Below are 21021 nucleotides of genomic sequence, written 5' to 3' on the forward strand. Positions count from 1 at the left end.
GTGGAGTGGGTGGTGAGGGGAGGAGGTGGCGACGCCGGGCCGGGCCCGGCCCCGGACGGCTCCCGTGGTACGGACGGGTCGTCCGATGCCACTGGCCGTACGGACGGGTCCGACGGCACGTACGGATCCGACGGCACGTACGGGTCCGACGGGTCCGGCAGTTCGGATGGATCCGGCGGCACGGTCGGCGGTGGTGCGGGCAACGGAGCCTCAGCCCTTGACCGCGCCGGCGGAGACGCCCGTGACCAGATGGCGCTGGGCGAAGAGGAACACGATCGCGGCGGGGATGGCGATGAGCACGGACGCCGCGGTCATCGGGCCCCACTGTGCCCCGTACTGGTTGACGAACTTCTGGAGCCCGCCCGCCAGCGTCAGGTTCTCGTCACCGACCATGAAGGCGGAGGCGTAGGCCACTTCGCCCCAGGCGGTGATGAAGGAGTAGAACGCGGTCACCGCGATCCCCGGCCGGGCCAGCGGCAGGACCAGCCGGAAGAACGTACCGAACGGGGTGAGCCCGTCGACCTGTCCGGACTCGTCGATCTCCCGCGGGACGGTGTCGAAGAAGCCCTTCATCATCCACGCGCAGAACGGCACGGCGATCGTCAGGTACGTGATGACGAGTCCCGCCGCCCGGTTGAGCAGCCCGAGCCCGGCCATGATGTTGTAGATCGGCACGATCAGCACGGCGACCGGGAACATCTGGGTGACCAGCAGCGTCCACATCAGCCCGCGTTTGCCGGGGAAGCGGAAGCGGCTGACGGCGTACCCGGTGGTGGCGGCCACGAACACGCCGAGCAGCGTGGTCAGCGCCGCGATGAGCAGCGAGTTGCCGAACCAGGTCAGGAACGGGGTGTCCCGCAGCAGGCCGGTGTAGTTCGCCAGGGTCGTCTCGCGGAAGAAGTCCGTGGTCGTGGCGTACCGCGCCGGTTTGAGCGAGGTGAGCAGGACCCACAGCACCGGGAACACGGCGATCACCGAGGCCACGGTCAGGGTGGTGTGCAGGGCGACGGACGCGAGCCGCGACCGGCGCCTGTGCCGTGGTGCGGCAGAGCCGCCCGGTACGGCACCGGCACCGGTACCGGCGCGCGAGCCTGCCGGACCGGACGAGCCGGACGGGCCCGATGCGGTGGGCATGTCGGGTGCGGCCGCGGCGGTCACCAGGTGTCTCCCTGCTTGACGAGGACGCGCCGGTAGACGGCGGCGAAGAGCATCAGGAGGACGAGGATCAGCACGCCCCAGGTGGAGGACTGCGCGAAGTCGCGCGGGCTGATCTCGAAGGAGAACTTGTACGCCTGGGTCACCAGGATCTGGGTCGCCTCGCCGGGCCCGCCCCGGGTGAGCAGGAAGATCACCGGGAACATGTTGAACGTCCAGATCGTGGAGAGCAGCACCACGGTCGTGCTGACCGCCCGCAGCCCCGGCATCGTGATGTGCCGGAACCGCTGCCAGGCGCCCGCGCCGTCCATCTCGGCCGCCTCGTACAGCTCGCCGGGGATGGACTGGAGCCCGCCGAGCAGCGCGACCATCATGAAGGGCACCCCGAGCCAGACGTTCACGGCGATGACCGAGAACTTGGCCCAGGTCGGATCGTTGAGCCAGGGAACCGCGTCGATGCCGCCGCCCGCCAGCAGCCGGTTGAGGAAGCCGCGGTCCTCGTTGTAGAGGAAGCGCCAGGCGAAGACGGACACGAAGCCCGGCACCGCCCACGGCAGGATGAGCAGCATCCGGTAGACGGAACGGCCGGCGATGCGGCGGTTGAGCATGTTCGCCAGCCCGAGCCCGAGCGCGAAGGTCACCCCGACGCAGGAGACCGTCCACACCAGCGTCCAGCCGAGCGTCGACAGGAACTGACTGCCCGTCAGGGCGTCGGCGTAGTTGTCGAGCCCGACGAACTCGTAGGTGGCCGGGAGGTGGTTGACGCCGATGCTGCGCTCGACGTTGCGCTCGTCGGCGTCGGTGAGCGACAGGTACACGCCGCGCACCAGGGGGTATCCGATGATCACCCCGATCACGGCCACCACCGGGGCGACCATGGCCCAGGCGTACCAGTGGGTGGTGACGGCCCGCCGGAGCCGCCCGGCCGGGGCGCCGGAGCCACGGCCGGCGCCCTGCCCGGCGGAGCGCCCCGCGCCACGCCCGCTCCCCCGGTCGGCCCCGGGCCCGCTCCCCCGGCCCTTACCGCGCGCGGCGCCTCTCCCGGTGCCCGGGTCCGTGCCTCGTCCGGTGCCCCGGCGCCCGGCGCCGTCACCGGCCGCGTCCGGCCCCGGCGACCGGCTGGTGTGGACAGTCATCAGACGGCCTGCCTCCCTCTTCCGCTCACCTGTTCTCCGCGCCGGCCCGCTACTTCCAGTCCTTGAGCAGGTCGCGGTACGAGTCGCCGGTCGCCTCGACGCCCTTCCGGGGTGTCGTCTGGCCGGTGAGGACCTTGGTGTACTCGGTGACCAGCGGCGCGAACAGGCTGCCGGTCTCCGGGATCCAGGGCCGCTCGACGGCCTTGTCGACCACGGGCTTGAAGAAGCCCACGATCTCGTTGTCCGCGACTTCCGGCCGCGCGTAGACGGAGTTCCGGGTCGGCAGCAGGCTCAGTTCCTTCGCGACGGTGGCCTGGCTCTCGGCGGAGGTCATGTACTCGGCGAACGCGTACGAGGCGTTCAGGTTCTTGGATCCCGCGTACACGGCCAGGTTGTGACCGCCCTGCGGCGCGCCTTGGGCGGCCGAGCCGGCGGGTACGGGCGCGATGCCCAGGTTGGCCTTGTCCTTGAACTGGGCGCCGGTGTAGGTGTCGGCGACGGCCCACGGACCGTTGATGATCATGGCGACCTTGCCGTCCCGGAACGCCGCCTGCATGTTCTCCCAGCCGTCGGTGGCATCGGTGGTCGCCGCACCGGAGTCGACCAGGTCCTTGACGACGGTCATGGCCTTGACGCCGGCCGCGTCGTCCACGGTGACCTTCTTGGCCCCGGCGTCGACCAGGTCGCCGCCCTCCCCGTAGAGGAACGAGAGGAACCAGTAGGCGTCGTCCCCGCGCAGGTAGAGGCCGGTCTTCCCGGTCCTGTCCTTGATCTGCTTCGAGACGCTCTTCAACTCGCCGATGTTCGTGGGGACTTCGACCCCGGCGTCCTTGAAGATCTTCTTGTTGTAGAAGATGCCCATCGAGTCGATGACCTGCGGCACGGCGTAGGTCTTGTCGTCGTACTTCGTGGACGCGGCGGCCTGCGGCAGGAAGTCCGCGTCGTCCTTGAGCGCCGGGGTGCCGTCGAGCGGCGCGAGGTAGCCGAGGTCGGCGAACTCGGGGGTCCAGGCCACCTCGGAGCGGATGACGTCGGGGGCGCCGGAGCCGGACTGCGCGGCGTTCTTGAACTTGTTCTGCGCCTCCCCGAACGGCACGTTCACATAGTTGACCTTGACCTTCGGGTGCTGCTTCGTGAAGCCCTCGGCCAGCTTCTTGAAGACCTTGTCCTCACTGCCGACGGTCGAGGTGTCCCACCAGGTGACCGTCCCCGAGAGCTCGCCGCCCGCGCTCCCGCCGCCTCCTGAATCGCCGTCACCGCCGCAGGCGGTCGCCGCGAGGGCCAGGGTCGCGGCCAGGGCGGTGGCCGTTATGCCACGTCGCATCGGAACTCCTTCAACTGCCGTACCGCTCCATCGCGGCGCCGGGTCGGACGTGAAAGTAACAGCGATGCAAGAAGACCGAAAGACCTTGCGACAGATTTCCACAAGAGGACCGGATCGTTACCGGCGCGTGTCCCGCTCACCGCCGAACGCACCCTTGACGTGCGGGGGACGCGCCCTTGTACGGCGGCAACGGGCGCGGAGGCGGCGCGAACGCGGTGCAAACTTCCCGCACCGAACCCGCAGGAAGATTTCGCAAGTTCTTGCAGACCTCGGGACGTGCGAGTGGCCCCGGGCGCAGTGGGCAATCCGACAGACGACCGGTACAGTCCCCTTCCATGACCGCACGGCTTGCCGATATCGCAACTCAGGCGGGGGTCAGCGAAGCGACGGTCAGCCGCGTGCTGAACGGCAAGCCGGGGGTGGCGGCGGCCACCCGCGAATCCGTCCTCGCCGCGCTCGACGTCCTCGGCTACGAACGTCCCGTACGGCTCCGGCGCCGCAGCGCGGGGCTGGTCGGGCTGATCACCCCCGAGCTGGAGAACCCCATCTTCCCGGCCCTGGCGCAGGTGATCGGCCAGGCGCTGACCCGGCAGGGCTACACCCCCGTCCTGGCCACCCAGACCCCCGGCGGATCCACCGAGGACGAGCTGACCGAGATGCTCGTCGAGCGGGACGTCGCCGGCATCATCTTCGTCTCCGGCCTGCACGCCGACACCTCCGCCGACATGAGCCGGTACGAGAAGCTGCGCGCCCAGGGCGTGCCGTTCGTGCTCGTGGACGGCTTCTCGCCGAAGGTCCGGGCGCCCTTCATCTCGCCCGACGACCGGGCGGCGGTGCGGCTGGCGGTGACCCATCTGGTCGCCCTCGGCCACCAGCGGATCGGCCTGGCGGTGGGCCCCAAGCGCTTCGTGCCGGTACTGCGCAAGATCGAGGGCTTCCGGGCCACGGTACGCGAGCTGCTGGACCTGACCGCAGGCGAGACGGAGGAGCTGATCCAGCAGTCGCTGTTCACCCTGGAGGGCGGGCAGGCGGCGGCCTCCGCGCTGATCGAGCGCGGCTGTACGGCGGTGGTGTGCGCCAGCGACATGATGGCGCTCGGCGCGATCCGGGCCGCCCGGCAGCTCGGCCTCGAGGTGCCCGGGGACCTGTCGGTGGTCGGGTTCGACGACTCGCCCCTCATAGCGTTCACGGACCCGCCGCTGACGACGATCCGCAAGCCGGTGCCCTCGATGGGCCAGGCGGCGGTCCGTACGCTCCTGGAGGAGATCGGGGGGACCCCGGCCCCGCACAGCGAGTTCGTCTTCATGCCCGAGCTGGTCGTACGGGGTTCAACCGCATCCGGACCGCGCCCGGCCCCTTGGAACTCCTGACGAAACTGATCTCCGAGGTGGATGGATCGCTCGGGGACCGGTGATCCGGAGGCGCGGGCTCCCACCCTTCGAAGCCGCGAGGGCTTCGAAGGGTGGGACGAGCTCAGATGCGGACCACGATCTTTCCCCGCGTGTGTCCGCGCTCGGCGTACGCGTGCGCTTCCGCGATCCGTTCGAGCGGGTAGGTCCGCTCGATGCGCGGTGTGTAGCGGCCTTGCCGGCCGAGTTCGCCCGCTTCGGCGAGGAGCGTGGGGTCGTTCTCCGCGTTGGCGAGACGCACGCCCAGGCGCTGCGCGTTGGTGTGGTCGGCGATCGTCGACACGCGAGCCGGGTCGCCCACGATCGCGACGAGATCGGCCAGGGACCCGGAGGCCGCGGTGTCGAGCGCCAGGTCGACACCGTCCGGAGCCAGGGCGGCGAGGCGCTCCGCGAGGCCGGTGCCGTAGGTGGTGGGAACGGCTCCGAGAGAGGTGAGGAACTCGTGGTTGCGTTCGCCGGCCGTCCCGATCACGGTGGCGCCCCGAGCCACCGCGATCTCGACCGCGGCACTGCCCACGCCTCCGGCGGCGCCCTCGATGAGCAGGGTGCGCCCCCGCAGGGAACCGAGCGCCTTCAGCCCGCCCAGCGCGGTCACGGACGCCAGGCCGGCGCCGGCGGCCTCCTCGTCGGTCCATGTGGTGGGCGCGTGGGCCCAGGCCGAGAGCACGGCCAGCTCCGCTGTCGCGCCGGTGACACCGCCCAGCCCGAAGACACGGTCGCCGACACTCACGTCCCGCACACCCTCGCCGGTCTCGTCGACCACGCCGACGGCATCACGCCCGGGGATCGCGGGCAGGTCCACGGGGAGCACCTCGCGCACCGCACCGGAACGCACCTTCCAGTCGACGGGATTGACGCCGGCCGCCGCGACGCGGACGCGGATCTCGCCGGGCCCGGGATGTGGGTCCGGCACCTGCTCGACCACGAGGGTCTCCACACCGCCGTACTCGTGATATCGGGCTGCGCGCATGACGTTCTGCCTTTCCACGCGGCCTGAACCGGCCGTTCGTGAGATCAGTGGGGTGAATGTTCGGCGAGCGCCGACACCCACCACGCTAGGACCTCACGTTGGCGGCAGATGCAAGTCGGGCGAGCCGCCCGGACGGAGGAGGACCGGCGCGCATCCCGGACCGTGCGGGACCTTGCCGTCACGGACGGGGACGACGGCCGCCTGGAATCCGTCGGCCACCTCCACGCGGTCACCCCCGCCTGATCGCTGTCTTGAGGATCTCGACGCCGCGGCCTCGTCCGTGAGGCGTACGGCGTGCGGGAAGAACCCGCCGGAGGGATGATCGGTCGGATAGCGGAAATCTGGCAGACTCTCGCGCTATGGGTGAATCGACCGTGAATCAATCGAACCGCACGGCCACCCCGTCGACATCCCCCCTTCCTGAAGAGGCGGCCCAGGAGACGGGCCTGCCGCGGGCGAGGCCGACGGAGACGCCCTCGGGCCCGCCCGCCGGCAGCGACCCGTCCGGCCTTGCCGGCCCGCTCGCCCGCCCGGGGCTTCCGCACCGGCTGCGGGCCCCCCGGCACCCCCGCCTCTGGTTCGAAATCCTGCTGATCGCGGTGAGTTACTGGACGTACTCCCTGATCCGCAACGCCGTACCCGAACAGCGGGCACAGGCACTGCGCAACGCCGACTGGATCTGGCGGGTGGAGCACGAGCTGGGCATCGCCGTCGAGCAGGCCGTCAACCATGCCGTGAACTCGGTGACTTGGCTGATCGTCGGCATGAACTACTACTACGCCACCCTGCACTTCGTCGTGACCATCGGCGTCCTGGTCTGGCTCTTCCGTAGCCATCCCGGGCGGTACGCGGCCGCCCGGCTGGGGCTCTTCGCCACGACAGCGGTCGCGCTGCTCGGTTACTACCTGTACCCTCTGGCGCCGCCCCGGCTGATGACCGGGGAGCGGTTCATCGACACGGTCGTACTGCACCAGACCTGGGGCTCGATGGCCTCGGGCAACCTGAAGAACATGTCCAACCAGTACGCGGCCATGCCCTCGATGCACATCGGCTGGTCGCTGTGGTGCGGAGTGATCATCTACAGCCTCGCCGCCGCGCCCTGGGCGCGGATACTCGCGCTCCTCTACCCGGCCGTCACCCTGGTGGTGATCGTCGCCACCGCCAACCACTTCTGGCTGGACGCGGTGGGCGGCGTGGTCTGCGTGGCGTTCGGCTTCGCCGTCTCGTACGCGTGGTACGGCTCGCTGCCGTACCGGCTGCCACGCCGCGCGGAGGCGCCCGGGGTGCCAGAGGTACCCGAGACATCGGAGACGTCCGAGGCATCCGTCGTCGGCGCGGCCCGAGCGCGTCGCCGCGCTCAGGCCCCGTAGAACAGTTCTTCCATCACGGCGCGCGCCCGGCGTGTCGTCCTGCGGTAGTCGTCCAGCATGCCGCCGCTGTACCCGCCGCCCGCCTGGCGGCCGTTCTGCGTCGTGGCGCAGCCCAGGTAGCGGGCCATCGCGCCCAGTTCGCGGCCGTCGGAGGGGAAGGTGTCGCCGGGCCTGCCCCGTACGAGCATCACCCCGTTGCGGACCCGGGTCGCCAGCACCCACGCCTCGTCCAGGATCTGCGCGTCCTCCGTCGAGATCAGACCCGCGGCCCGCGCCGCCGCGAGCGCCTCGCGGGTCCGGGGGGTGCGCAGCCCCGGCTCCGCCCAGCCGTGCCGCATCTGGAGCAGCTGGACCGTCCACTCGACGTCCGAGAGGCCGCCCCGGCCGAGCTTCGTGTGGAGCGTGGGGTCCGCGCCGCGCGGCAGCCGTTCGGACTCCATGCGCGCCTTGAGCCGGCGGATCTCCCGTACGGCGTCCTCGCCCAGCCCCTCCGCCGGGTACCTCAGCGGGTCGATCAGCTCGATGAACCGGCGGCCGAGGTCCTCGTCGCCCGCCATCGGGACGGCGCGCAGCAGCGCCTGGGCCTCCCAGACCCGGGACCACCGCCGGTAGTACGCCGCGTAGGAGGCGAGCGTACGGACCATCGGGCCGCTCTTGCCCTCCGGGCGGAGGTCGGCGTCGATCAGCAGCGGCGGGTCGGAGGTGGGCACTTCGAGGAGCCGCCGCATCTCGGTGACCACGGCGTTCGCCGCCCGTGCCGCCTCCTGCTCGTCGACGCCGTCGCGCGGCTCGTGGACGAAGAGGACATCGGCGTCGGAGCCGTAGTTCAGCTCCTGCCCGCCGAACCGGCCCATGCCGATGACCGCGAACCTGGTCGGCAGGGTGTCGCCCCACCGGTCGCGTACGACCGCCCGCAGCGCGCCCGCGAGCGTCGCCGCGTTCAGGTCGGTGAGCGCCTTGCCGACGGCGTCGACCAGGGCGCCGGGATCACGGGTCTCCGTACCGGAGGGGGCGGCGGACGCCGGGGCTGCGGACGCCGGGGCGGCGGACGCCGGGGCGGCGGACGCCCGGGAGCCGACGGGGGCCGAGGGACCCGGTCCGGCGGGGCCCGAGCCGGCGGGGCCCGAGCCCGTGCCGTACGAGCCGATCAGGTCCGCCGCCGCCGTCCGGAACAGCTCCCGCCGCCGCACCCCGCGCGCCACCGTGACCGCCGCCGTGGCCGTCTCCGCGCGGCCGACCGCGGCCAGGATCTCCTGCTCCAGGTGGTCCCGGCCGCGCGCGGCCAGCCCGCCCGGGTCCCCGAGGATCGCGACCGCCTCCGGCGCGCGCAACAGCAGGTCGGGGGCGAGCCGCCCGGCCGAGAGCACCCGCGCCAGGTTCTCCGCCGCGGCCCCCTCGTCCCGCAGCAGCCGCAGGTACCAGGGCGTCTTGCCGAGCGCGTCGGACACCCGGCGGAAGCCGAGCAGCCCCGCGTCCGGGTCGGCGGAGTCCGCGAACCAGCCCAGCAGCACCGGCAGCAGCGTCCGCTGGATCGCCGCCTTGCGCGTCACCCCTGACGACAGCGCCTCCAGGTGGCGCAGGGCCGCGGCGGGGTCGGCGTACCCCAGCGCCTCCAGCCGCTGCCGGGCCGCCCGCGGGCTGAGCCTGATCTCACCGGGCGCGAGCTGTGCGACGGCGTCCAGCAGCGGCCGGTAGAAGAGCTTCTCGTGCAGCCGCTGGACGACCGAGGTGTGCCGCCGCCACTCCTTGTCGAGCTCGGCGACCGGATCGCCGCGCAGCCCGAGCGAGCGGCCGAGGCGGCGCAGGTCCGCCTCGGCCTCGGGAAGCAGGTGGGTGCGGCGCAGCCGGTAGAGCTGGAGGCGGTGTTCCATGTCGCGCAGGAATCGGTACGCCCCGCCCAGCTGCCGGGCGTCCGCACGGCCCACGTAGCCGCCCGCCGCGAGCGCGGCGAGCGCTTCGAGGGTGGAGCCGCTGTGCAGCGTGGCATCGCTGCGGCCGTGCACCAACTGCAGGAGCTGCACGGCGAACTCGACGTCCCGCAGTCCGCCGGGGCCGAGCTTCAGCTCGCGTTCGGCCTGCCCCACGGGAATGTTGTCGACGACCCGGCGGCGCATCTTCTGCACGTCGGGGACGAAGTGCTCGCGCTCGGCCGCCTGCCACACCAGCGGCGAGACGGCCTCGATGTACGCGGCGCCGAGCGCCGGGTCCCCGGCCACCGCGCGGGCCTTGAGCAGCGCCTGGAACTCCCAGGTCTTCGCCCAGCGCTGGTAGTAGGCGAGATGGCTGCTGAGCGTCCGTACGAGCGGCCCGTTGCGCCCTTCGGGCCGCAGGTTGGCGTCGACGGGCCAGATGGAGCCCTCGACCGTCGGCTCGGAGCAGATCCGCATCAGATGGGACGCCAGCCGGGTCGCCGCCCGGATGGCCCTGGTCTCGTCCGAGCCGCCGTCGCCGGCCGCGCCGGGGGAAGCGGCCGCGTCGGCCGGGGAGGTCGCGCCGGCCGGGGAGGACGCGCCCGGGGCGGCGGCCTCGCCCGGCGCGTCGGCCGGCTCCCCCACGAAGATCACGTCCACGTCGGAGACGTAGTTCAGCTCGTGTCCCCCGCACTTGCCCATCGCGATGACCGCGAGCCGGCACGCGGCGGCGTCCTCGGGCGCGGCGGCCTTGGCGATGGCGAGGGCGGCGCGCAGGGTGGCGGTCGCGAGGTCGGCCAGTTCACCGGACGTCTCCGCCACGTCGGAGGTGCCGCAGACGTCCCGGGCCGCGATGGCGAGCAGACACCGCCGGTAGGCGATCCGCAGCGACACCGCGTCGGTGGCACCGGCCAGGGCGCGCTCGAACTCCTCCACTCCGGGGTTCAGGTCCGCGAGCTCGTAGGTGACCAGGGCGTGCCAGTCCTTGGGGTGGCGGGCCAGGTGGTCGCCGAGCGCCTCGGAAGCCCCGAGCACACCGAGCAGCCGGTCCCGCAGGGGTTTCGCGGTGACCAGGGTGTCCAGCAGGATGGCGCGTTCGTCGGGTTTCTGCGCCTCCACCAGCCGGACGAGCCCGCGCAGCGCGAGATCGGGGTCGGCGGTGGCGCCCAGCGCGTCGAGGAGCAGCGGATCGGACCGTACGGGCGCCATCTCGGGGGCGTTCAGCAGCCGCTCGGCGGCGGAGGGGTCCGTGAAGCCGTGCCGCACCAGGCGGATGAACGTACTGCTTCTGCGACCCGGCACCGTCATCTCGGCGTCTCCTCGTCCGTCCACCAGCGTCCCTCGTCCCGGCCGAGCCGGCTGGCCGCTTCCCCCAAGCCTATTGTTCGAGCGTCTCGGAAACTCTGTGTGTGCCTGAGGGTTTCAGGTTTTTCGGGCGCGGCGTGGCCGTGTGTTGGTGCCGTGGGGTCCGAACCTCGGGTTGAGGGGGTGGACTTCGGTGGCGTGCACGTGGTGGAAGCCGGTCCGTTCGGCGGCGCGGGTGCGTTGCCGACAGGTTTCGCGTGAGCGTCGTCTTCCGCCGGCTGGAAGGGGTGCTTCCGGCTGGTGGGAGGCGGGTGCTCCATGACCTGGCCCCTGTCCCGGGAAGGGGGTGGGGGTCTGGGTGTCATGCCCCGCCGGACGCTGGACCGCCCCGGTGGGGGTGGTGGCGGGGACCGTACGCACGTCGGGCATACGGCGGGTGGTCTGTGGCCGCCTGGCCGGGGAGGGCCGGGCGGGTGTGGGCCGGGTTTTGCCCGGGGTGGTCTTCGGCCCGCGCGGCCGCGCGGACGGTGCTGGCGTGCGACGGGCGCGGCGCAGGCGGCGGGTGGTCTTCTTCGGGCGGCGCACGCAGGTGACGGTGCCTTCGGCAGTGGTGCGGATGGTGCGGGTGCCGGTGGCGCGGTCGGTGATGGTGTGGGCCTGGGCGAGCAGGCCTCGGGAGACGATGCGGCGGGCGGCGGCGTGGTCGCGGTCCATCGACAGCCCACAGCTGGTGCAGTGGGCCCATTTCCAGCCGCGTTCGTCCAGCCGGTCGGGGGCGGGGTGATGGCCGAGCGTTCTCAGGCAGCGTGGGCAGCGGGCAGAGGTGCCGCGTGCGGGGACGGTGACCACCGTGATGTGTGCCTTGGCGGCCAGGTGCCCGATGGCCCGGGTCAGGGTGCCGCGGACCTGTCCCGACAGCCGGGCGTTGCCCCGGCGTCTGCCACGGGTTTCCAGGGTGGCCAGGTCTTCCAGGTAGATGACGGACGCGCCGAGCGCGGCGGCCTGGTCGACGGCCCAGCGGGCCGCTGACCAGGCCAGCGTGTTGTTCACCTTCCGGATGCGGGCGCATACCCGCTCGTGCTCGGACTGAGGCGTCGCTGCCTTGTCCAGCAGTACGGTCCGGGACGAGTGCGGGGCTCGGGGGGAGTCGGCGAGAGCGCGGTAGTGGTCGCGCTTGGCGGCCAGGTGTTCGCGGTGGCCGCGCAGCCGGTGGAGTTTCGCGCTGATCGCGGTGGCGTCGAAGATCAGAGGACGGCCGTCGGTGACCACCCGCGCGGTGGCGCCCTGTCCGGTCAGGCGGCCCACCACGCCGGTGAGCAGGGTGTTCACACCCCAGTCGAAACCGACTGCCACGGTGTGCCCGGTGGCCGGGGCGGTGGCAACCGGCCTTGAATGCGGCAGATCCACCGCGATACGCCCGGCCGGGGTGATGCGCAGGGCCGGCGCGTGCAGGAGCGCGTCCGGCTCCACGGCGGGCGGCAGACGCAGGTCGATAACGTGCCAGGCCCAGTCGCGGCGGGAGACGGGCGCGGCACACATCGGGAGCTTCACCCGCAACCGGGCTCGCGCAGGGTCCACGCGCTGAAGAGTGGTCTGCTGCCGGTCCATCGCCGCCAGCAGCACCGAAGCGGCGGCCACCGTCGGAGGTTCTTCCAGCTCGCACAGGCCCGCGGGCAAGCGCCCGGCATGCGCGCGGGCCCAGCCGCGGATCTGCCGGGTCCGGTTACGGATCTCAGCCGCGCTCGCCCCCGGGGGCAGCACCTCCCGCAGCGCCGTCCACTCCTCCCCGGTACGCCGGGAGGGATCAGCGGGCCACGTCGCCAGCAGCGCCATGACCACAGACCGGCGATGCAGGGCCAGCCGCAACGTGCGGGCGGCCTGCTCCTCACCCGCCCGCCGCACCCGATCCGACACATACACCACCACCGCCCCGCCCACCCCGACACCTTCAGCAGAAGCAGAAGCCGGGGCGGGAGTGGTCCAGCCCAGGCGACGCAGCGCCATCCAGCCCTTCGACGGCAGGCGCCCTGCCCCGCTCATCGACTCCGGCAGCCAGTACATCCAGTGACGTCTCGTCCCACCGGGCCGCAACCAGCCGGGCGGTGACCTCCCGGCACAAGACGGCCAGGAAACCCACCCGTTCACACAACACCCGCTGCCGACCCGGAACCCACCCTCTTCGAGGACAGCACCAAAAGCGGTACACGTCGCCGTCGCCATCAACCTAGCCACAGCCATCCCCCACCCGCACTACGATCGCACCACCCCCGAGGGGCCCAAACCGGCGTGAACCCCACACAACCGCATGACAGACCACCGGACTACCTACAAGCCCACACCAACTCTGCTACGGAGCATCAACCAGGATCCCTAAGCGAAGCACCCAACAGCCGAAGACCCTAAGGGCTGCCGGGGAACGGGACCGGCCGCCTGGACGGACCGTGGCGGGAAGACCGGGGCGGACGGGAGTGAGGAGTCGCGAGCGGGGCGGCCGGTCCTGCCACCGGTCCCCTCACGGGACGCGACGAACGCGACGGCCGTGAGCCCGGTTACGGGGAAGTGGCGATCGGGCGAGTGGCCGAGCGGGGTGGCGGAGCGGGCAGCCGAGCGGGGTGGCGGAGCGCCCGGGTCGTCCGGTTTCGCGCTTGTCATTGACGAGAAGGCACAAGAATCGGCTCGTTTTTGTCACACAGGCAAGCTGGCGCCGAGCGTCGGCGCGGCCGATGATGGAATGCCCGGGTCCGGTCCGGGGCGACGGCGGCGACGGGGGTGCTGCCGTGGTCGCGACCGGGCCCGTCGGTTTGTTTGGCCGGTCCGGGTGGCCGGTCCGGGTGGCCGGTCCCGGTAATCGGCTCGGGTGGCCGGTCCGGGTGGCCGGCTTGCCGGGACGCCTCGGCCCGGTCGTCCTGGTCGGTCGCCCCAGGTCGGTCGGCCTCGCCGGTCAGTCTCACCGGTCGGCTCGCTCCTGTCCCACCGGTCGGCTCGCGCCTGTCTCGTCGATCCGGTCGCCGCGGCCCGGTCAGCCCGCCGGATCGGTCCGCCGGGGGCCGAGACGGCGGGCGAGGCTCCTGATCGTCGCCGGGCCCACCCGGCAGCAGCCGCCGATCAGCCGGGCGCCGGACCGCTCCCAGCGGCCGACCAGCTCCGGGGCGAACGACGGGGCGCCACGCCACGCGCGCGCTTCCGCGTCCCAGGTCTCGCCGCTGTTCGGATAGACCACGACCGGTTTGCCGGTGACACGGGCCGCGATTCCCACCGCGTGGTCCACGTCCTCGGGCGCACAGCAGTTCACGCCCACCGCGATCACCTCCTCGGCCTCGGCGGCCAGGGCGAACGCCTCCGCCAGCGGCTGTCCCGCCCGCGTACGGTCACCGGCCACGCTGTACGACAGCCAGGCCGGCACCCCGAGGCCGCGGACCGCGCGCAGCAGGGCGCGCGCCTCGTCCGTGTCCGGCACGGTCTCCAGGGCCAGTACGTCGGGCCCCGCGGCGGCCAGCACCTCCAGCCGGGGGCGGTGGAACGCGGCCAGTTCCGCCACGCTCAGCCCGTACCGGCCGCGGTACTCCGAGCCGTCGGCGAGCATCGCCCCGTACGGGCCGACGGAGGCCGCGACCCACCGGGGCCCGGGCAGCGACTCGGCCGCCGCGCGCCGGGCGGCTTCCCGCGCCGACTCGACGCTCAGGGCGAGCAGTTCGGCCGCCCGGCCCCGGCCGATGCCGTGCCGTGCGAAACCCTCGAAGGTGGCCTGGTAGCCGGCGGTGATCGCCACGGAGGCGCCCGCCTCGTAGTAGGCGAGGTGCGCCTCGACGATCGCCTCCGGCTGTTCGGCGAGCAGCCGCGCCGACCACAGGTCGCCGCTCAGGTCGTGCCCGGCGGACGCGAGCTGGTTGGAGAGCCCGCCGTCGAGGACGACGGTCCCCGCGGCCAGCGCCTCGGCGAGGACGGGCCCGGCGGACGGGCCGGGCGGAGGGGTGGTGCCGGGGGTCATGACACCGACGCTAACCGACCGGGTGAGCCGCCGACCCTTTTCCCTGCCCCCTGCCCCTGCCCCTGCTCCCTGCCCCGGCCCCGGCGCCTGTCCCCGGCTCCGGCTCCGGCGCCGACGGGCCCCGCCCGTCCGTGTCCCACCCGTCCCCTGCCCCGCCTCCCCCGGCCGTTCCGCCCGGTGGACACCGGCCACCCCCGGGGCGACTCTGGTACTGATGCGGACCGACGTGCACGCCCATCTGTGGACCGAGGACTACCTCACGCTCCTGGAGTCCTTCGGCCGGCGGGACACTGCCGTCCAGCACGGGATGGGAGCCACCGACAGCACCCACGACCTGCAGGCGCGCTTCGCCATGAACGCGGCGGCCGGGATCGACCACCAGATTCTTTCCGTGTCGCCCCAGGGCCCGTACTTCCCGGACGCCGAGCAGGCCGTCCGCGCGGCGCGGCTCGCCAACGACCACTACGCCGATCTGATACGCGCCTGGCCCACCCGCCTCTCCGCCTTCGCCGCGCTCCCCCTGCCGCACCTGGACCAGTCGCTGGCGGAGCTGGCACGGGCGCTCGACGAGCTGGACCTGGCCGGCGTCGCCGTCACCACGGACGTGCTCGGCCGCGGCATCGCCGATCCCGCCTTCAGCGTCCTCTTCGAGGAGCTGGACCGGCGCGGCAGTGTGCTGTCCGTCCACCCCTCGGGCCACGACGCCGGTTCCCCGCTGATCGCCGCGACGGGGACGCGGTGGATGATCGGCGCGCCCGTGGAGGACACCGTCTGCGCGATGCACTTCATGATCGAGGGGATCCCGAACCGCTTCCCCCGACTGCGCGTCGTCCACTCGCACCTCGGCGGCGCACTGCCGATGCTGCTCTCGCGCGCCGATGCCCTGATGCGGCGGGAGGCCCCGAGGATGACGGAGAAGCCCACCGTCACGGCGACCCGCATGTGGTACGACACGGTCGCCCACGGCCATGTCCCGGCGCTCCGCGCGGCGGCCGGCTCCTACGGCGCGGACCGGCTGGTGTTCGGCACGGACTTCCCGTACCAGAGCGGTGAACGTCTGCGCCGGGCAGTGTCGTTCATCAAGGAGGCGCTGCCGCCGGACGAGGCGGAACAGGTCCTGACGGCGGGCACCCGCCTGCTCCACCCCCATCCGCACCCGCACCCGCACGAGGCCGGGGGCGGGTCCGGGGGCGGGGGCGCGAGCGGATAGTCCCGAGCAGGAACGGGAAACGAAGCGGGCCGACGCCTTCCCGGCATCGGCCCGGCCCCCGTCAGGAGCTCTGCGGCGCAAGAGCAAGAGCCCTACAGCACCGGCAGGTTCTTCTTCAGCTCGAACGCGGTGACCTCGGAGCGGTACTCCTCCCACTCCTGCTTCTTGTTGCGCAGGAAGAAGTCGAAGACGTGCTCGCCGAGCGTCTCCGCGACCAGTTCGCTGCGCTCCATGAGGGAGATCGCCTCGCCCAGGTTCTGCGGCAGCGGTTCGATGCCCATCGCGCGGCGCTCGGCGTCCGAGAGGGCCCAGACGTCGTCGTCGGCGCCGGCCGGGAGTTCGTAGCCCTCCTCGATGCCCTTGAGGCCGGCCGCGAGGAGCACCGCGTACGCCAGGTAAGGGTTGGCGCCCGAGTCGAGGGAGCGGACCTCGACCCGGGCCGAGCCGGTCTTGCCCGGCTTGTACATGGGGACGCGGATCAGCGCGGACCGGTTGTTGTGGCCCCAGCAGATGTACGAGGGCGCCTCGCCCCCGGAGCCGGCGGTGCGGCTCGAGCCGCCCCAGATCCGCTTGTAGGAGTTGACCCACTGGTTGGTGACGGCCGAGATCTCCGCCGCGTGCTTGAGCAGCCCGGCGATGAACGAGCGCCCGACCTTGGAGAGCTGGTACTCGGCGCCCGACTCGTAGAACGCGTTCCGGTCCCCCTCGAAGAGGGAGAGATGGGTGTGCATGCCCGAGCCCGGGTACTCGGAGAACGGCTTCGGCATGAACGTGGCCTGCACGCCCTGCTCCAGCGCGACCTGCTTCATGACGAGCCGGAACGTCATGATGTTGTCGGCCGTGGACAGCGCGTCCGCGTACCTCAGGTCGATCTCCTGCTGGCCCGGGGCGCCCTCGTGGTGGCTGAACTCGACCGAGATGCCCATCGACTCCAGCATCGTGATCGCCTGGCGGCGGAAGTCCATGCCCACGTGCTGCGGGGTGTGGTCGAAGTAACCCGAGCTGTCGGCGGGGGTGGGGCGGCTGCCGTCGACCGGCCTGTCCTTGAGCAGGAAGAACTCGATCTCGGGGTGCGTGTAGAAGGTGAAGCCCAGGTCGGAGGTCCTGGCGAGGATCCGCTTGAGGACGAAGCGCGGGTCCGCGAAGGACGGCGACCCGTCGGGCATCAGGATGTCGCAGAACATCCGGGCCGTGCCCGGTGCCTCCGCGCGCCAGGGCAGGATCTGGAACGTGCCCGGATCGGGCTTGGCAATCATGTCGGATTCGTACACGCGGGCGAAGCCCTCGATGGCCGAGCCGTCGAAGCCCATGCCTTCGTCAAATGCCTGTTCGAGCTCGGCGGGGGCGACGGCGACCGACTTCAGGAAGCCGAGCACGTCGGTGAACCAGAGGCGTACGAAGCGGATGTCGCGCTCCTCGAGCGTGCGGAGCACGAATTCCTGCTGCTTGTCCATATTAGCCGTCCTACCCATCCTTGCTGGTCAGGCCACCTGCTCCCATGCCGCGAAGCACGTTGAGGCACATGAGCATCCCACCACACCATTTCCGGCGCGTTGCGAACCGTTGGACAACGCTCCGCATCGCGTGTGTGTACGGGCTTCAGCCCACAGTCCCCATAGTGCCTGTAGCTTCCTCAGGTCTGCTGCCCAGGCGACCGGCGATCGCAATCCCAGACGGTGAAGATCATTCCGGTCCCTGTCAAACGAGGCCCCTACGGCGGCCGGGTGTGGGCGTTGACATGGGTGTGGGCGTGGACCCGGGTGTGCGTGTCCGACCAGCCCAGCGGGTACGGCTCCGTGTCCTCCCCCGGATGCGCGGGCGCCCCGCCGGCCTCGGTGAACGCGTTCAGGGCTCCGATCAGCGCGGCGCGCCGCTCGGGGGTCAGCCGTGCCACGATCGCGGCGACCTCCCGATGGCGTACGGCGGTGACCTCGTCGACCAGCGCCCGGCCCTCGGGCGTCAGCCGCAGCATCGTCTCGCGGCGGCTGGCCGGATTGGCGTGCCGGACGGCGAGCCCAGCCGCGATCAGCCGGTCGAGCATGCGCAGGGCGGTGGAGGGATTCACGCCGAGCCGCTCGGCGATCTCCACGAGCTTGGCGTCGCCGTGCCCGCCGAGGACGGCCAGCAGCCGGAACTGGGGCAGCGTGACCCGGTCGGCCACGGCGGCGAGGGAGCGGGCGGAGATGTCGACGAGGAGGCGGGAGGCGGTGAGGAGAGCGTGCGTGACGTCGTCCACGTCGTCGGCCGCCCGGTCGGCGCCGGGGGCGGGGGCGCGGGTGGCTCGGGGCGGCTCTGCATGCTCGGCCATGCTCCTTTTTATCGCGCCGATGACCGATTCGTACCGCACCCATACGTAATCCCTGACCTCATCTCGGCCGTTCCAGATCAATTCCAGATCGTTCCGTCCGCTCCTCTCTGCTCCGGCGAGGGTGCTACGCACTACGATTTGCGGCCATGGGGGGTCAGCGCACACGCAACGCGCGTCCCGTGGCACTGATGAGTGCCGTGGCGACGCTGTGCGCGGCGTTCCTCTTCTGTCTGAGTCCTGGCTCCGGCGCCGTTCCCGGCCGGGCCGGGACGCATCACGACGCCGCCGGGATCCGCTCCGGCGCGAGCGGTACGGACGCCTCCTCGACCGTCCGGGCGGTGGCCGGCGACGGCGGCGGGCGGTCGGCGAACGAGTCCCGGTACGTCTGCCCGTACGACCGGGGCGACTGCGGTCGCTTCGCGCACCTGAGCCCCGCCGTGCTCACCGCGCCGCCGCCCGCCGCGCCGCAGGCGGCCACCGTCACGCTGACGCACCTCGAACCGCCGTACCGCACCGGCCCGTTGCCCCGCTCCGGCGCGCTCGCCCGTGCGCCGGACCTCCACGTCCTCCAAGTGCTGCGGACGTGACAGGGGACGTAGGCCCTGTCCGGCCCCGGCCGGACCCGCTCGTTCACCGGGTTCCCGAAACACCCGAGCAGGACCGCGTTCGTATGTCATCCGTACCGTCATCGCAGAAGGACACAGGACACAGACCATGGCTTCCAAGACCCAGTCCGCCCAGCGCAAGGCCCGAATAGAGGAGATGCGCCGCGCCGAGCGGGCCCGTGAGCGGCGCAACCGGATCATCACCATCACGGCGAGCGCCGTCGTGGTGGGCGCGCTGGTCGCCGGTGGCGCGTACCTCCTCAACAAGGAGTCGGAACAGAAGGAGCAGAAGGAGGCGGCGGCCAAGGCGCCCGTCACGGACGAGAAGTCCTGGGACGCGAAGAAGCTGGGCCGCAACCACGTCACCGAGAACGTCTCGTACCCGATGACCCCGCCGGTGGGCGGTGACCACAACCAGGTCTGGATGAACTGCGAGGGGGACGTCTACAAGGACCCGATCCCGAACGTGAACGCGGTGCACTCCCTGGAGCACGGCGCGGTCTGGGTCACGTACAACGAGAAGGCCGCCGCCGACGACGTGAAGAAGCTCGGCGAGCGGGTGGAGAAGACGCCGTACTCACTGATGAGCCCGGTGAAGGAGCAGTCCGGCGCGCTCATGCTGAGCGCCTGGGGCAAGCAGGTGACGGTGGACAGCGCGACGGACCCGCGCGTGGAGCAGTTCTTCACGAAGTACGTGCAGGGTTCGCAGACCCCTGAGCCCGGCGCCGCGTGCACGGGCGGGATGGGCCAGCAGTGACCCCGCGGGACGAGGCGGACCCGGCCCCCGACGCACCCTCCGCTCCCTCCGACCTCGCGGTCGACACCGGCACCGGTGCCGGCACCGCCACCGGCCGCAGGGGGACCCGTACGCAGTGGGCGGCGATCACGGCCGTCGTCCTGGCGCTGCTCTTCGCGGGCACGTCGGCGGTCATCGCGGCCGGACGGGACGCCGCGGGCGACGACGGGGCGACGCCCGCCCCGCCGACCGCGGGCTCGGCGGACGCGGGCTTCGCGCGTGACATGGCGGTCCACCACCAGCAGGCGGTGGAGATGTCGTTCATCGTGCGGGACGTCACGGACGACGAGGACGTGCGCAGGCTGGCGTACGACATCGCCAACACGCAGGCGAACCAGCGCGGCATGATGCTGGGCTGGCTGGACATGTGGGGCCTGCCGAAGGTCGAGGCAGGCCGGGAGCCGATGTCCTGGATGACGCGGGGCTCCGGGGCCGAGTCCGGCTCGGACTCCGGGTCCGGGTCCGGGCACCAGGGCATGGACATGGATCACGGCGGGAACGGACACGGGGAGCACATGGCGCGCGACGGTTCCCTGATGCCCGGCATGGCCACGAAGACGGAGCTGGCGCAGCTCCGCGCGGCGCGCGGCAAGCAGGCCGAGATCCTCTACCTCCAGCTGATGACCGACCACCACAAGGGCGGCGTCACGATGGCCCAGGGCTGCGTACAAATGTGCGCGGTCGCGCCGGAGAAGGCGCTGGCCGAGGGGATGGTCGCGGCGCAGCAGTCCGAGATGGACCTGATGGCGCACTTGCTGGAGGCGCGCGGCGCGAAGCCCCGGCCGACGGGCTGACCGCGTCCGGCTGACGGCGTCGGGTCGGCCGCGTCGGCCCCGGACGCCGTACAACCGAACGCATCCGCACACATCCGGCGCACCGGATGTGGCGGCGACCGGCCCCGGGCCGGGGACCTCTCGTGGTTCCCCGGCCCGGGGCCGCCGCGTTCCGCTGCGGTCGCGCCGTCCGAACGGGTGCAAGATGATGGTTCTGCTCGGGGGTGGACTCCATGAACACGGCCCTGATGAGGAGGCTCGATCTCCATGACCACCGCCAAAGACATCATGCACCCCGGCGCCCAGTGGCTCCCCGCGCACGAGACCCTCGACCGGGCCGCCCAGATGATGCGCGAGATGAACGTGGGCGCGCTCCCCATCGCCGACTCGAACGAACGGCTGATGGGCATACTCACCGACCGTGACATCGTCGTCGGCTGTGTGGCCATGGGCCACGACCCGGCGCAGACCACGGCCGGCGAGATGGCGCACGGCACGCCCCGCTGGATCGAAGCGAGCGCCGACATCGAGGAAGTGCTGCGGGAGATGCAGAGCCACCAGATACGCCGGCTGCCCGTGATCGAGAAGAAGCGTCTCATCGGGATGATCAGCGAGGCGGACCTGGCGCGCCACCTCTCCGAACCACAGCTCGCGACGTGGGTGGAGAAGGTCTACGCACACGGCTGAGGTCCGCTCACACGTGGCTGAGGCAGCATCGCGGGGGCGAGGCGTGAGCGCGGAGCGCGCGGTGGCCGGCCCGGC

The 21021-nt window shown here is 72.0% G+C and carries 17 protein-coding genes; 7 read left to right on the forward strand and 10 right to left on the reverse strand.

The genetic code is table 11. The annotated features are described in order from the left end of the window. Window positions 1–210: 210 nt before the first annotated feature. Genes IG02_RS0114020 through IG02_RS0114030 form a run of 3 tightly spaced genes read right to left on the reverse strand, consistent with a single transcriptional unit; the run spans window position 211 to window position 3615 of the window. Entirely contained in the window at window positions 211–1239 is a 1029-nt protein-coding gene (locus IG02_RS0114020) for a sugar ABC transporter permease (RefSeq protein WP_420707746.1), read from the reverse strand. Continuing rightward, window positions 1155–2291, reverse strand: coding sequence for a carbohydrate ABC transporter permease (locus IG02_RS0114025; protein ID WP_063756779.1), 1137 nt, complete (start codon window positions 2289–2291; stop codon window positions 1155–1157). The genes IG02_RS0114020 and IG02_RS0114025 overlap by 85 nt, the downstream gene beginning before the upstream one ends. A gap of 49 nt (window positions 2292–2340) precedes the next feature. Then, complete coding sequence (locus tag IG02_RS0114030) at window positions 2341–3615, reverse strand: extracellular solute-binding protein (RefSeq protein ID WP_030746333.1); 1275 nt, start codon at window positions 3613–3615, stop codon at window positions 2341–2343. A gap of 335 nt (window positions 3616–3950) precedes the next feature. On the opposite strand from IG02_RS0114030, the gene IG02_RS0114035 reads away from it, so the two are divergent. Next, the gene (locus IG02_RS0114035) at window positions 3951–4985 is read left to right on the forward strand and encodes a LacI family DNA-binding transcriptional regulator (RefSeq protein WP_030746336.1); all 1035 of its coding nucleotides are present in this window, start codon (window positions 3951–3953) and stop codon (window positions 4983–4985) included. Window positions 4986–5088: 103 nt separating this feature from the next. Here the strand turns inward: IG02_RS0114035 and IG02_RS0114040 are convergent, their stop codons facing one another. Beyond that, window positions 5089–5994, reverse strand: coding sequence for an NADP-dependent oxidoreductase (locus IG02_RS0114040; RefSeq protein WP_030746338.1), 906 nt, complete (start codon window positions 5992–5994; stop codon window positions 5089–5091). A gap of 93 nt (window positions 5995–6087) precedes the next feature. Then, the gene (locus tag IG02_RS43450; RefSeq protein ID WP_078854456.1) at window positions 6088–6342 is read right to left on the reverse strand and encodes a DUF397 domain-containing protein; all 255 of its coding nucleotides are present in this window, start codon (window positions 6340–6342) and stop codon (window positions 6088–6090) included. Between the two features lie 11 nt (window positions 6343–6353). Here IG02_RS43450 and IG02_RS36310 point away from each other — a divergent pair, with 11 nt between their 5' ends. Continuing rightward, window positions 6354–7364 (forward strand): phosphatase PAP2 family protein, encoded by a 1011-nt coding sequence (locus IG02_RS36310; RefSeq protein ID WP_234314731.1) that lies wholly within the window; start codon window positions 6354–6356, stop codon window positions 7362–7364. Here the strand turns inward: IG02_RS36310 and IG02_RS36315 are convergent. The 3 genes from IG02_RS36315 to mmuM form a co-directional block, all read right to left on the reverse strand. Then, the gene (locus IG02_RS36315) at window positions 7352–10582 is read right to left on the reverse strand and encodes a bifunctional [glutamine synthetase] adenylyltransferase/[glutamine synthetase]-adenylyl-L-tyrosine phosphorylase (protein ID WP_037802885.1); all 3231 of its coding nucleotides are present in this window, start codon (window positions 10580–10582) and stop codon (window positions 7352–7354) included. The genes IG02_RS36310 and IG02_RS36315 overlap by 13 nt on opposite strands. Window positions 10583–10696: 114 nt before the next feature. Then, the gene (locus IG02_RS36320) at window positions 10697–12640 is read right to left on the reverse strand and encodes a zinc ribbon domain-containing protein (protein WP_158712289.1); all 1944 of its coding nucleotides are present in this window, start codon (window positions 12638–12640) and stop codon (window positions 10697–10699) included. Window positions 12641–13598: 958 nt separating this feature from the next. After that, window positions 13599–14567 (reverse strand): homocysteine S-methyltransferase, encoded by a 969-nt coding sequence (gene mmuM, locus IG02_RS0114065; RefSeq protein WP_037802886.1) that lies wholly within the window; start codon window positions 14565–14567, stop codon window positions 13599–13601. A 214-nt stretch (window positions 14568–14781) separates the two neighbouring features. Between mmuM and IG02_RS0114070 the strand changes: the two genes are divergently transcribed. Then, window positions 14782–15777, forward strand: a complete 996-nt coding sequence (locus IG02_RS0114070) for an amidohydrolase family protein (protein WP_063756780.1) — start codon at window positions 14782–14784, stop codon at window positions 15775–15777. Window positions 15778–15869: 92 nt separating this feature from the next. Here IG02_RS0114070 and glnA read toward each other — a convergent pair whose 3' ends face one another. Beyond that, window positions 15870–17231 (reverse strand): type I glutamate--ammonia ligase, encoded by a 1362-nt coding sequence (glnA, locus tag IG02_RS0114075; protein ID WP_030746354.1) that lies wholly within the window; start codon window positions 17229–17231, stop codon window positions 15870–15872. Window positions 17232–17488: 257 nt separating this feature from the next. Further along, complete coding sequence (locus IG02_RS0114080; RefSeq protein ID WP_051764981.1) at window positions 17489–18085, reverse strand: MarR family winged helix-turn-helix transcriptional regulator; 597 nt, start codon at window positions 18083–18085, stop codon at window positions 17489–17491. Window positions 18086–18231: 146 nt separating this feature from the next. On the opposite strand from IG02_RS0114080, the gene IG02_RS0114085 reads away from it, so the two are divergent. The 4 genes from IG02_RS0114085 (at window position 18232) to IG02_RS0114100 (ending at window position 20946) form a co-directional block, all read left to right on the forward strand. After that, window positions 18232–18672: a hypothetical protein gene (locus tag IG02_RS0114085; protein WP_030746358.1), complete on the forward strand. Its 441-nt coding sequence runs from the start codon at window positions 18232–18234 to the stop codon at window positions 18670–18672. A gap of 127 nt (window positions 18673–18799) precedes the next feature. Further along, the gene (locus IG02_RS0114090; RefSeq protein ID WP_030746361.1) at window positions 18800–19447 is read left to right on the forward strand and encodes a DUF3105 domain-containing protein; all 648 of its coding nucleotides are present in this window, start codon (window positions 18800–18802) and stop codon (window positions 19445–19447) included. A 125-nt stretch (window positions 19448–19572) separates the two neighbouring features. Then, complete coding sequence (locus IG02_RS0114095) at window positions 19573–20280, forward strand: DUF305 domain-containing protein (protein WP_037802981.1); 708 nt, start codon at window positions 19573–19575, stop codon at window positions 20278–20280. Window positions 20281–20526: 246 nt separating this feature from the next. Then, on the forward strand, window positions 20527–20946 hold the full coding sequence (locus IG02_RS0114100; RefSeq protein ID WP_030746365.1) for a CBS domain-containing protein: 420 nt from the start codon (window positions 20527–20529) through the stop codon (window positions 20944–20946). Window positions 20947–21021: the final 75 nt, after the last annotated feature.

The organism is Streptomyces sp. NRRL F-5135, assembly GCF_000719775.1.
Taxonomy (GTDB): Bacteria; Actinomycetota; Actinomycetes; order Streptomycetales; family Streptomycetaceae; genus Streptomyces; species Streptomyces hebeiensis.

What these genes read in the sequence shown, in the direction of transcription:
- mmuM (WP_037802886.1), bottom strand. Translation starts at nt 14,567, where the DNA reads ATGACCCCCGGCACCACCCCTCCGCCCGGCCCGTCCGCCGGGCCCGTC.
- IG02_RS36310 (WP_234314731.1), top strand. Translation starts at nt 6,354, where the DNA reads ATGGGTGAATCGACCGTGAATCAATCGAACCGCACGGCCACCCCGTCG.
- IG02_RS0114090 (WP_030746361.1), top strand. Translation starts at nt 18,800, where the DNA reads ATGGCTTCCAAGACCCAGTCCGCCCAGCGCAAGGCCCGAATAGAGGAG.
- IG02_RS0114100 (WP_030746365.1), top strand. Translation starts at nt 20,527, where the DNA reads ATGACCACCGCCAAAGACATCATGCACCCCGGCGCCCAGTGGCTCCCC.
- IG02_RS36315 (WP_037802885.1), bottom strand. Translation starts at nt 10,582, where the DNA reads ATGACGGTGCCGGGTCGCAGAAGCAGTACGTTCATCCGCCTGGTGCGG.
- IG02_RS0114035 (WP_030746336.1), top strand. Translation starts at nt 3,951, where the DNA reads ATGACCGCACGGCTTGCCGATATCGCAACTCAGGCGGGGGTCAGCGAA.
- IG02_RS36320 (WP_158712289.1), bottom strand. Translation starts at nt 12,640, where the DNA reads ATGTACTGGCTGCCGGAGTCGATGAGCGGGGCAGGGCGCCTGCCGTCG.
- IG02_RS0114070 (WP_063756780.1), top strand. Translation starts at nt 14,782, where the DNA reads ATGCGGACCGACGTGCACGCCCATCTGTGGACCGAGGACTACCTCACG.
- IG02_RS0114085 (WP_030746358.1), top strand. Translation starts at nt 18,232, where the DNA reads ATGGGGGGTCAGCGCACACGCAACGCGCGTCCCGTGGCACTGATGAGT.
- glnA (WP_030746354.1), bottom strand. Translation starts at nt 17,231, where the DNA reads ATGGACAAGCAGCAGGAATTCGTGCTCCGCACGCTCGAGGAGCGCGAC.
- IG02_RS0114040 (WP_030746338.1), bottom strand. Translation starts at nt 5,994, where the DNA reads ATGCGCGCAGCCCGATATCACGAGTACGGCGGTGTGGAGACCCTCGTG.
- IG02_RS0114025 (WP_063756779.1), bottom strand. Translation starts at nt 2,291, where the DNA reads ATGACTGTCCACACCAGCCGGTCGCCGGGGCCGGACGCGGCCGGTGAC.
- IG02_RS0114080 (WP_051764981.1), bottom strand. Translation starts at nt 18,085, where the DNA reads ATGGCCGAGCATGCAGAGCCGCCCCGAGCCACCCGCGCCCCCGCCCCC.
- IG02_RS0114030 (WP_030746333.1), bottom strand. Translation starts at nt 3,615, where the DNA reads ATGCGACGTGGCATAACGGCCACCGCCCTGGCCGCGACCCTGGCCCTC.